An 11,417-nucleotide genomic window follows, 5' to 3' on the forward strand; every position below is an offset into this window, starting at 1 on the left:
CGCGGCCGTGGGCGCGGGCCCCCCCGCCGCCGCGCGCGACCCCGCGGGCGGGGGCGGCGGGGGCGGCCCCGGCCCCCCCCCCCACGACCGCGGCGACGAACCGGGCGGCGTCGCCGGGGCCGAGCACGTCGAGGGAGATGCCGTCGCCGGTTGCCGCCGTTGCCAGCCGCCGCCGGCTGGTGACGACGACGAGGCTGGCGCCGCCGGGGGCGGGCAGCAGCGGCGCGATCTGGGCGGGGTCGGCGGCGTTGTCGAGGATGACGAGCAGGCGCCGGTCGGCGAGCTCGCCGCGCCAGCGGGCGAAGCGTTCGGCCGGGTCCTGGGGGATGCCGGCCGGGTCGAGGCCGAGGTGGCGCAGCAGGATCTCGGCGGCGCTGTGCGGGCTGAGCGGGGGCCGTTCGCCGTGGGCGCGCAGGTCGATGAGGAGCCGCCCGTCGGGGTAGCGGTCGGCGACGAGGTGGGCGACGTGCACGGCGACGGTGGTCTTGCCGACCCCGGCCATGCCGTCGACCGTGAGCACGGCCGGGTCGGCGGCCGCGGCGACGAGCCGGGCCACGACGTCGTCGCGGCCGGAGAAGTCGGCGACGTCGCGGGGCAGCGTCCACGGCGACGACGGGCCCGCCGCCGCGCGCCGGGTTGTGGGGGCGGCGGGCTGCGGGCGCAGCAGTTCGCGGTACACCTGCTGCACCTCGGCGCCGGGGGCGAGGCCGAGCTGCTCGTCGAGGGTCGTGGCGAGGCGCCGGTAGACGGCGACGGCGTCGGCGCTGCGCCCGACCCGGGCGAGGGCCGTCATGAGCTGCCCGTGCAGGCGTTCCCGCAGCGGGTGCTGCTCGGCGAGGGCGGTGAGCCGGCTGATGAGCTCGGCCTGCAGGCCCAGCCGCAGTTCGACGTCGATGCAGTCCTCAAGGGCCGCGTGGTGGCGCTCCTGGAGGGCGACGGCGGCGGCCTGGACGCCGGGGCTGTCGATGTCGACGAGGGCGGGGCCGCGCCACAGGCCGAGGGCGTCGCGCAGCCGCGCCCGGGCGCCGGTGAGGTCGCCGGCGGCGATCGCGGCCCGGCCGGCGGCGGTGAGCCGGTCGAAGCGCAGGGTGTCGAGGTCGTCGGCGGCGACGGCGGCGCGGTACCCGGCGGTGTCGGTGTGGATGAGGCCGGGCAGGTGCCGGCGCAGCCGGGAGACGCAGGTGTGCAACTGGGCGCGGGCGGTGACCGGGGTGGCGTCGCCCCAGACGGCGTCGATGAGCCGGGCCAGGGTGACGACCCGGTTGGGTTCGAGCAGCAGCATGGCGAGCACGACCCGGTCGCGGGCCGCCGAGATCTCCAGGCGGCGCCCGGCGACGTCGACCGCGAGCGGCCCGAGCAGCCCGAAACGCACGGCGACGAACCTACAGGCGGGCGGGCGGGGTGTTGCCGGCCTGCTCGATGGCCCGCCGGATCGGCACCATCGCCAGCATCACGAAGCCGGCGACGAAGAACACCAGCAGGGAGACGATCGCGATCCGGTAGCTGCGGGTCAGGTCGTAGGCGAGGCCGAACAGCAGCGGCCCGAGCCAGCTGGTGCCCTTGTCGGAGATCTCGTAGATGCCGAAGTACTCGCCTTCCTTGCCCTTCGGGATGAGCTGGGAGAACAGCGAGCGGGACAGGGCCTGGCTGCCGCCGAGAACCAGGCCGATGGCACCGCCGAGGATCACGAACGGCACCGCCTGCTTGGCCGGCAGGAAGAACGCCACGACGATGACGAGGGTCCACAGCACGAGGCTGACCAGGATGGTCTTCCACGCGCCGATGGCCCGGGCGAGCCTTCCGAGCAGCAGGGCGCCGGCGAAGGCGAGGAACTGCACCATGAGGATCGTCGGGACCAGGACGCTGTCGTCGAGCTTGAGCTCCTTGGTGCCGTACTGGCTGGCCAGGGAGATGACGGTCTGGATGCCGTCGTTGTAGATGAGGTAGGCGGCGAGGAAGAACAGCGTCAGCGGGTAGGCCTTGAGGCCGCGCAGCGTGTGCCACAGCTGCCGGAACCCGTCGGTGAGCGCGTTGCCGCCGCCGGTGAGGGCCTCGGCCTGCGGGGGCCGGTTGCGCAGCGCCAGCAGCGGGATGGTGGTGAACCCGGCCCACCACAGCCCGGCCGAGACGAGGCTGTAGCGGGCCACCTCGCCGGTGCTCATCCCCAGCGCGTCCTTCGACAGCACCGCCGCCACGTTGAGCAGCAGCAGCGTGCCGCCGCCGAGGTACCCCCACGCCCACCCGAAGCTGGAGACCCGGTCGCGGTCCTCCTCGTCGGCGATCTGCGGCAGGAACGAGTTGTAGACGACGATGGAGGCGCCGAAGGCGATGTTCGCGACGAGGAACAGCCCGGCGCCGAGCAGGTACCGGTCGCCGGTGAGGAACAGCATCGCGGTGGTGGCCGCGGCGCCGATGTAGGCGAACAGGGCCAGCAGCTGCTTCTTGTGCGCCGACCGGTCGGCGATCGCCCCGGCGACCGGCAGGGCGAAGACGGTGAGGAACACCGACAGCGACACCGTGTACGGGAACAGGGCGCCGGGGGCGATGGACAGGCCGAGGGGGTGGATGACGGCGGTGTCGCAGGCGTCGCCGTCGCAGCCGGCCGCCTTCTCGGCGATCGAGGTCAGGTACGGGCCGAGGAAGACGGTGATGACGGTGGTCTGGAACGCCGAGTTGGCCCAGTCGTAGAAGTACCAGCCGACCCGTTCCCGGCGCGTTGACTGCACAGTCGACCTTTCTGGCGTGTCAGGACCAGATGCCGCGGGCCAGGTAGACGTCGCGGAGCACCTCGATGTGATCGGTCATGATGCCATCTACGCCGAGGTCGAGGAAGTAGGCGATCTCCTGCGGGTCGTCGATGGTCCACAGGTGCACGTGCAGCCCGGCCCGGTGGCAGTAGTCGACGAACTGTTTCGTGGCGAGGCGGATCCGGCCGTACCGCGGGGGAATCTGCACGGCGACGACGGTCTGCGCCGGCGTGTACCGGCGCCCGATCTGGTAGGCGGCCCAGAGCCCGGCGACCTCGCGCATGCCCATGGAGGTGGCCACGGCGGGCCCGGCGGCGCGGCGCATCCGGGCGAGCCGGGCGGAGGAGAACGAGGCGAGCAGGACCCGCTCGTGCGCCTTGACCCGCTCGACGACGTCCACCGTCGGCTGTGCCGCGTGGTCGGTCTTCGCGTCGATGTTGAACCTGATGTCCGGGTAGGCGTCGAGGACCTCGTCGAGGCGCGGCACGACGGCGGCGCCGCCCACGCGTTCGGTCCGCAGGTCCGCCCACCGTAAGTCGATCATCCGACCCGGGCGCCCCAACAGCCGCTCCAGCGTGTCATCGTGGAACACGACCGCGACCCCGTCGGCGGTGGCGTGCGTGTCGGTCTCGATGTACCTGTACCCGAGGTCGGCCGCACGGGCGAACGCCGCTGTCGTGTTCTCGTCACCGGCCGACGCCCCGCCGCGGTGGGCGAAGCCCAGCGGTCCTGACGCGTCGAGGTAGGGCACCCCTTGCTGTCTCACGCGGCCAGTATGCAGCGATCTTCGGTCAACTTTGCGCAACGGCGGGTTACGGCAGGCTTGACGGCCGACGCAGAGCGCGGAACGGCAAAGGTAGGGTGACGCACATGCGCGTGCTCGGCATCGACTTCGGCACGTCGAACACGGTCGCGATGGTCCGCACGCCGGACACGCGGATGCGACCGCTGCTGTTCGACGGTTCCCCCCTGCTGCCCTCTTCGCTGTACTTCAACACCGACGGGAAGGTCCTGGTCGGCCGGGACGCCGAGCGCAACGCCCGGCTCGACCCGGCCCGGTTCGAGCCGAACCCGAAGCGGCGCATCGACGACGGCGAGGTGTTCATCGGCGACCACCCGATGCCCGTGCCGCAGCTGTTCGCGCAGGTGCTGTCGCTGGTGAACACGGAGGCCCGCCGGCAGCTGGGCGCGGCGCCGGAAGAGGTGCGCATGACGCACCCGGCGCGGTGGGGGGAGCGGCGCCGGTCGCTGCTGGTCGAGGCGGCCCGCCTGTCCGGCCTGGGCACCCCGCGGCTGATCGCCGAGCCGGTCGGGGCGGCGTCGTACTTCACGGCCGTGCTGGGCTCCGCGGTCCCCGTCGGCCGGTCGCTGGCCATCTACGACCTCGGCGGCGGCACCTTCGACGCGACCGTGGTCCGGCGCACCCAGTCCGGGTTCGAGGTCCTCGCCGAGGAGGGCCTGCCCGACGTCGGCGGCCTCGACTTCGACCACGCCATCATCGAGCACCTCGGCAAGACGTACCAGGAGAGCCACCCGGAGAAGTGGGCGAGCCTGGCCAACCCGACGGACGCCTCGGACCGGCGGCTGCGGCGGATGCTGTACGAGGACGTGCGCGGGGCGAAGGAGATGCTGTCGCGGACGTCGTCGACGGACATCCACATACCGTCGATGGAGATCGACGCGCACCTGACCCGCGAGGAGCTCGAGAGCCTCGTCAAGCCGCACCTGGAGCGGACGGTGCAGTGCCTGAGCCGGGCGGTCGACCAGGCCCGGCTGCAGCCGAAGGATTTGGTCGGCATCTTCCTCGTCGGCGGCTCGTCCCGCATCCCCCTCGCCGCGCACCTGATCCACTCCGAGCTGGGGGTGGCGCCGACGACGCTGGAGCAGCCGGAGACCGTGGTGGTCGAGGGAGCGCTGTGCATCGGCGCGGCGGTCGCCCCGAACCGCACGTCGGGCACGCCGCGGCAGGTGGCCCCGCCGCCGGTGTCGGCGGTGCCGATGTCCGGGATGCCGGTGTCCCCGGCGGTGCAGCGCCCGCCGGTCGGCCCGCCCCGACCGGTCCAGCCGGTGGTACAGCGCCCGCCGGTGGTCCAGCCGCAGCCGGTCGTGCAGCGTCCCCCCGTGGTGCAGCCGCAGCGGCCGGTCGCGCCGCCGGTGGTCCAGCCGCAGCGGCCCGGGCCGTTCCCGCCGCAGGCGGCCCGGCAGGCGCCGGTGCATCAGGGCGACACCTCCGAGCGCAGCTGGATCGCCGTGATCGTGGTGGTCCTGGTCGTGGTGGCGGTGCTGTTCGTGGTCCTGCTCGCCATCGCCCTCAACTGACGCTTCCAACAACAAAACGCGGCGGCGGTACCTCAGTGAGGTACCGCCGCCGCGCTTTGTGCTCTTACTGGGGCGCCCAGAAGGTGGCCAGGCTGCTGGTGGCCGGGTCCTCGGAGCCGAGCAGCAGGCTCCACGGGTCGGTGCCGGGCGGCACGTCGAGCCCGGCGTAGTCGGCCAGGCCGGACGGTTCGGCGGCGTGGTCGACGACGGCGGGGTCGAACGCGGCGGACAGGGAGTGGTCGGGGCCGCCGAGGACGTCGGCGTCGCTCCACGGGAACCCGTCGACGGGCTCGGGCGGGTCCTGCAGGTCCAGCTGCTGCGGGAACTGCGGCTCGTGCCAGGCCGGGTCGTCGCCGGCCGCGTGCACGTCGGGGTCGGTGCCGAACCCGGCCTCGTGCTGCTCGCCGGCGGCGTCGTGGCCGTCCTGGACGTCGGGGTGATGGCCGGCCGGGCTGTGGTCCTCGTCGTAGCCCGGCTCGCCGTGCTCCCCGCCGCCGGTGCCGTGCAGGGCCTGGTCGTACTCCGCGGTGGCGTGCTCGGTGCCCAGCGACTCGTCGAGGTCGCCGCCGTGCTGGGCGTGCAGGTCGTCCCCGCCGCCGAGGTGGTGGTCCTCGCCGCCGAAGTCGTGGTGCCCGAAGTCGGCGCCGTAGTCCTCGCCGCCGAAGTCACCGTGCAGGTCGTGCCCGGTGTCGCCGCCGAGGTCCGCGGTGTCGGCGTCGTCGCCGCCCTCCGACCAGTCCCAGTGCCCGTCCATCGGTCAAAAACCCCCTACGCCTCGGCCAGCGCTTCGCCCGCATCGCCAGGCGCGTTCGGCGTGAGCGCGCGGATGCGCACCAGCACCTCGTCGACCTGTTTGATGCGGGAGCGCAGGCCCTCCCGTTCGGTGTTGAGCGCCGCCTTGCGCTTGGCCCGCTCGGCCTTGTCCTCCGCCAGCGACTTGTCGATGTTCGCGATGTGGGCGTCGAGCTGCTTGAGCCGCCGCTCGATCGCCTCGTCCAGCGCCAGGGTCAGCGCGTACTGCAGGTCGGTGAACCGGTGCATGATCTCGTCGGACAGCGCGGCCCGGGCCTCGCCGAGGACCTCCCGCAGCCAGGCGCGGGCCTGGGCCTTGTCCGCCATGCTCTTGCGCTTGAAGATCATGTAGGCGCCGGCGGCGAGGCCGAGGCCGACCCCGACGACGGGCAGGACGAGCCCGGCGCCGGCCAGGCCGACCGCGCCGAGCGCGCCGGCGCCGCCGATCATGCCGGGGATGCGGCTGGCCATCATCGCCATACCGGCCGAGGACATGACGACCATGGCCCCTTCGCCGCTCTGCTCGCGGCGCGGCTTGGTGCCCAGGGCGTGGCGCAGCCGGGCGTTGAGCCCGCGCAGCACGTGCTGCAGCTCGTTGGGGTGGAACACCTGCGCCAGGACCCGCTCGCCGACCTTGCGGAAGCGGAACTCGAGGTCGTGCGACAGCCGCACGCTCAACGCGTACAGCGCCTTGTCGAGGTCGGCGGGCAGGTCCTGGATGTCGCTGCGGCCGCCCTTGTCGATCTTCTCCATGAACTGTTCCTGCAGCTGCGTGATGTAGTTGCGCAGCCGCGTGGTGGCCTCGACCCGGGCCCGCTGGGTCTCGGTCGACAGGGCCAGGGACCACTGCCGGGACTCGGTCCGCTTGCGGGTGGCGACCTGGGTCCGCTCCTCCTTGGCCCGTTCCGCGTCGGCCGGGTCGGGGTCGGTGGCCTTCATCCGGTCGCCGAGCTCCTGGTCGACGCGGATGTACTCGGAGCGCACCGAGCGCAGCACGTTGGCCTGCTGCAGCAGGTGGCCCTTGGACGCCAGGTCGATCAGGGCGTGCTGCAGGTCGGCGATGCGTGACTCGCGGATGAGCTCCCCGGCCGACTCCTTCGGCATCTGCATCGCCAGCTCCGCCAGCCGCGCCGACACCGGGAACCACGGCGCCGAGGCGAAGCGGGGCGCGTGGGTCTGCAGCTGGCCCTTGTTGTCGGCGAGAATGGTCCGCCAGCCCGGGTAGGCGTCGACCTTCGTCAGCGCGAACAGCACGAAGTTGACCTTCTTGCTGGCCTCGATGAGGAAGTTCATCTCCGGCTTGGAGAACGGGCTGGAGGAGTCGACGACGAACAGCAGCGCGGTGGCCTTCTCCACCGCGTCCATGGCCACCTCGGCGTGCATCGAGTCCAGGCCGCCGGTGCCGGGGGTGTCGATGAGCGTGAGGTACTGCAGCAGCGGCGCCGAGTGGTGTACCTCGATGCGCCGCGGGGGCCGCATCCCGTCGGGTAGCCGGCCCAGCACGGTGCCCCAGTCGCGCAGGTCGCCCAGGCCCAGCGGCACCGGGTCCTCCCGGCCGGGGATGTAGGCGCGGGCGCCGTGCTGCGGGTTGTGCATGAACTCGAGGTAGGAGGCGGTGGCCACGGCCGCGTCGACCGGGGACAGGTTCGGCACGCCGATGAGCATGTTGGTCAGTGAGCTCTTGCCGCGCTTGGTCTCGCCGACCACGACGATGCGGGGCCGCTGCACGTCGCGGCGGCGCTCCTGGTCGATGTCGGCGGCCGCGTCCGGGTCGATCTTGCGCAGGTAGGCGAGGCTGCCGTCGACGCCGGCCTTGAGCAGCTTGCCCAGGGCGGCGGTCATATCGGCGGGCTTCTTCGCCGCCTGCTGCCCGGCGGGCGGGTTGGAGGTCGAGGTCATCGTGGCTGCTCTCTGCGCGGCTGCTGGGCGTTGGTGGGCTGGGCGACGGTGGGGAACTGGCCGGTGCCGCCGCCGGCGGCGCGGGCGGTCTGGAAGACGGTGACGATTGGGGCCCGCAGGACCCGCCCGTCGCGGTCGACGTAGCCGGGGACCTCGACACCGGAGATCTGCCCGTTGAGGCCGGGGTCGTTGGTCGGGGTGGTGCCGCCGGCCTCGTGGTGGGCCGGGTCGAACCGCACCCCGGCCGGTTCGAGGGTGGTGACGCCGGCCTCGTGCAGGGCGGCGCCGAGCCGGTCGCCGAGGGCCTTGCTCGTGACCCGGTCCCGCACGTAGATGGCGGCCTGCACGAGGGTCCGCCGGTCGGCGTCGGACTGCCCGCCGCCACGGGCCGGGGGCGCGGAGACCGGCGCGGTGCCGGCCGCGCCGCGGCCGCGGGAGACCAGCAGCAGCAACAGCAGCAGCGCGGCGCCGACGAGCAGGGTGCCGGCGAACGCCACCAGGGCCGGCTTGACGCCGAAGGACTCCTGGGCGAGGCACGGGAGAACCTGGACCTTCTCGCCGGCCTCGCCGCCGGCCGGCGCCTCGCGGGGCGTGCCGTTCGACGGGTTCGCGGCGGGCGCGTGGACCGTGACCGTCCCGCCGGGACAGTTCGGGGCGCCGCCGATCAGGCCGACGGCCGCGCCGGTGAGCACCGCGATGAACAGTGCGACGGCGACCGCGACGAGGCGCAGGCTGTTGGAGGACATCTTCGGCTCCTGGGGGTGGGGGCCTCGGCTATTGGCTGGGCTCATGGCGTCGGTGGTGAAGGAGTTGCTGCGGCTAGCGGGCATTGCCGGGTCCTCCGCCGCGGATGCGCTGGGACAGCAGGTAGAACCCGCGGTGGGCGACGAGCGCGACCCGGGACTGCGACGGGCTGGCCCCGGCGACGGCGTAGGCGCGCCAGCGGGTCGCGGCGTCCAGCGCGGCGCGGACCATCTGGTCGCGGTCGGCGCCGCCGAGGTTGAGGATCCAGCCGGGGTCGTTGGACAGCGCGAGGCGGGTCAGTTCGCCTTCCATCTGGTCGGGCAGGTCGACGGCGCCGGTGGTGACGAGCTGGGCGACCTCCAGCAGCCGCAGCCGGTGCGACTCGGGCTGCTGCAGGACCCGCTCGATGGCGTCGCGGAGCAGTTCCCGGTCGTGGGGCCGTTCGGCGTGGCTGGCGATCTTCTCCAGGCTCGACAGGGCCCAGCCGGCCTTGATGGCGTCGGTGCGCCACCGGAAGGCGTGGTCGAGGGTCTGGCGCAGCCGCGGGAACCCGGAGGCCTGGAACAGCATCCGGACGAGTTCGCCGGTGGCCAGGGTGGGCTTGGCGACGAGCTGGGCGATGGCGAAGCTGATGCCGTAGAGGTCCAGCAGCCGCAGGAGCCGTTCCCGGGACTCGCGGGTGATGGCGCACTCGCGGGAGGTGAACAGGTCGACGGAGGCCAGCAGCACGGTCCGCTCGCCCTGGGGCAGGGCGGCGAGCTGGCGCAGGGCCTCGCAGTCGGCGGCGGTGAGCCGCCCCGCCTCGGTGGTCTCGGCGAGCAGCCCGACGACGGGCACGACGTCGGAGACGACCCGGCGCAGCACCTTCGACTGGTCGGTCGCCAGCGGCGCGACGATCGGCCACGGGTCCTGCCCGCCGCCGGCGAGCTTGTCGACCTTGTTGAACAGCCCCAGGGAGTTGATCGGGTTGCTCGACAGCCGGGCCGAGATCGACCGGAAGGCCTCCAGGGCCTGCACGTCGTCGTCGCGGACCGACTGGGTGAACACGTAGATGATCGCCTCGGCGCCGGACAGGGCCCCGGCGGAGTCGGAGTCGAGGTCGTCGTCGATCGGCGCCTCGGAGAACAGAAACCGGCGGGCCTGGTCGGACACGGACGTGTTCGCCGAGGAAAGCCCGGGGGTGTCCACGACGGTCAGGTCGCGCAGGTGGTCGCTGGTCAGGGTGACGTCGACGTAGGCGACCTCGTGGCGGGGCACGCCGAGCCGCTGCGGGATCATGCCGGCCTCGTCCAGCGGCAGGCTGACCCGGGCGCCGTTGCGCTTGACCACGTCGACGCGGTCGGAGGTGCCATACCGGAACTGGGTGACGATGCGCGTGCACTCGCCGACCTCGGTCGGCGCGACCCGCCGGCCGATGAGGGCGTTGACCAGGGTCGACTTGCCGGACTTGAGCCGGCCGGCGATCGCGACCCGCAGCGGCTCGCCGAGACGCCGCCGCACGTCGACGACCTGGGCCTGGGCGGCGCCGCCGAGGCGGTTGCCGACCTCGCCGCACAGGTCGGCCACGCGGGAGCTCAGCGGTCCTGGAGCCACGGGGTCAGCTCCGCTTCGCCGGCGCGCACAGACTGATCACCGACTGCGCGAGGCCGGTGGGTTCAGCCACAATGCCGACGTACCCTCGGGTGTCCAAGGGGTGGACCTCGCTCATTATTCGCTCCTGGGTGCAATCAGTACCGTCATGTCACGCACGTACGGCACACACATTACGAATATCCTGCGCGCGCAGGATCCCATGTTCGTGCCAGGAATGGAGGCGACCCGTGCCTGAGGCACCGACTGATGAGCCTGCCGCCGCCTTGGCGGCCGAGTCGGCGGTGGTCGGCCGGGCCAGTGTTCCTGCCGCGGCGTGGCCGCCGGCCGACCTGGTCGCCGCGGCGGCGGACGCCCTGCGTAACCCCGGTCTGGTGGTCATCGCGGGGGCGCCCGGCACGGGCCGCACGGGCGTGCTGAAGCGCCTCGGGGAGTCCTTCCGCGGGCCGGTGTTCAGCGGTGGCGCGCTGGCGATGCTGCGCGGCGTGCCGGCCCTGCCCCTGTCGCGGGCGGTGCGGGTGCGACTGCCGTCACACGAGGCGCCGCTGCTCGCGGAGGCGGTCCGCTCCCGCGTCCGTCACGGCCTGCTACTCCTCGACGACCTCCAGTGGGCTGACCCGCTGACGATCGCCGCGCTCCCGGCCATCGCCGAACACTGTCGGATAGTCGTCACACTGCGCACACCGCACCGCCTCCCGGGCGACGCCGAGCGGGCCCTGCGCGCCGCCGCGACCGCGTGGCTGTCCATGCCGCCCATGCCGGCCGAGGCCGCCTCCGCTCTCGTGCGCCAGCTCGCCCCGTCCGCGTCCGCCGCCGTCGTCGCCGACGTGGTGCGCCGCGCCGGCGGCGTGCCCCTCGCCGTGAGCGCCCTCGCCAAGCACGTCGCCCAGGGCGGGGGACTGACCGACACCTTCGACAAGGGCCTCGCCTACGCCGTCGCCGGCGCGCTGGCGGACCTGACCCGCCCGGCCCGCACCGCCATGGCCGCCCTGGGCCTGCTCGGCCGCCCGGTCACCGCCACCGTCCTCGGCGAGGGCCTCACCGAGCTCGTCGAGACCGGCCTGGTCGAGCTCGCCGACGGCGTCGCCGCGCCCGTCTCCCCGTACACCGCGGAGGTCGCCGCCGGCCTGCTCGACGCCGCCGAGCGCGCCGCGCTGCACCGCCGCCTCGCCACCCTCGTCCCGCCCCGCGAGGCCGCCCGGCACCTCGCCGCGGCCGGCGCCGCCGCCGAGGCCTACCAGGTCGCGGTCACCGCCGACCACCCCAACAACGCCGCCGACAACAACTCACGCTCAAACACCGAAGCCACGCCATCCACCTCCCGCC

General features: G+C 73.5%; 8 protein-coding genes and 1 pseudogene. 2 read left to right on the forward strand and 7 right to left on the reverse strand.

The window, feature by feature from the left end:
• From AB0M46_RS49610 to AB0M46_RS49620, 3 genes are all read right to left on the reverse strand, one after another.
• Positions 1-1,372, reverse strand: a 1,372-nt coding sequence (locus AB0M46_RS49610; protein ID WP_363348433.1) for a BTAD domain-containing putative transcriptional regulator, incomplete at its 3' end; no start/stop codon positions are given.
• A 10-nt stretch (positions 1,373-1,382) separates the two neighbouring features.
• On the reverse strand, positions 1,383-2,726 hold the full coding sequence (locus AB0M46_RS49615) for an MFS transporter (protein ID WP_363348435.1): 1,344 nt from the start codon (positions 2,724-2,726) through the stop codon (positions 1,383-1,385).
• A gap of 19 nt (positions 2,727-2,745) precedes the next feature.
• On the reverse strand, positions 2,746-3,513 hold the full coding sequence (locus AB0M46_RS49620; protein WP_363348437.1) for a glycerophosphodiester phosphodiesterase family protein: 768 nt from the start codon (positions 3,511-3,513) through the stop codon (positions 2,746-2,748).
• 104 nt (positions 3,514-3,617) lie between these two features.
• On the opposite strand from AB0M46_RS49620, the gene AB0M46_RS49625 reads away from it, so the two are divergent.
• Complete coding sequence (locus AB0M46_RS49625; RefSeq protein WP_363348439.1) at positions 3,618-5,066, forward strand: Hsp70 family protein; 1,449 nt, start codon at positions 3,618-3,620, stop codon at positions 5,064-5,066.
• Positions 5,067-5,130: 64 nt separating this feature from the next.
• Here AB0M46_RS49625 and AB0M46_RS49630 read toward each other — a convergent pair whose 3' ends face one another.
• From AB0M46_RS49630 to AB0M46_RS49645, 4 genes are all read right to left on the reverse strand, one after another.
• The gene (locus tag AB0M46_RS49630) at positions 5,131-5,820 is read right to left on the reverse strand and encodes a hypothetical protein (RefSeq protein WP_363348441.1); all 690 of its coding nucleotides are present in this window, start codon (positions 5,818-5,820) and stop codon (positions 5,131-5,133) included.
• Between the two features lie 14 nt (positions 5,821-5,834).
• Complete coding sequence (locus AB0M46_RS49635; RefSeq protein WP_363348443.1) at positions 5,835-7,757, reverse strand: dynamin family protein; 1,923 nt, start codon at positions 7,755-7,757, stop codon at positions 5,835-5,837.
• Entirely contained in the window at positions 7,754-8,503 is a 750-nt protein-coding gene (gene grpE / locus AB0M46_RS49640; protein WP_363348445.1) for a nucleotide exchange factor GrpE, read from the reverse strand. Before grpE ends, AB0M46_RS49635 begins: the two co-directional genes overlap by 4 nt.
• Positions 8,504-8,576: 73 nt before the next feature.
• Complete coding sequence (locus AB0M46_RS49645; protein WP_363348447.1) at positions 8,577-10,094, reverse strand: dynamin family protein; 1,518 nt, start codon at positions 10,092-10,094, stop codon at positions 8,577-8,579.
• Between the two features lie 227 nt (positions 10,095-10,321).
• On the opposite strand from AB0M46_RS49645, the pseudogene AB0M46_RS49650 reads away from it, so the two are divergent.
• Positions 10,322-11,417: pseudogene (locus AB0M46_RS49650) on the forward strand (hypothetical protein); the annotation flags it as partial.

It is taken from the genome of Dactylosporangium sp. NPDC051485, from assembly GCF_040682015.1.
Lineage (GTDB): Bacteria > Actinomycetota > Actinomycetes > Mycobacteriales > Micromonosporaceae > Dactylosporangium.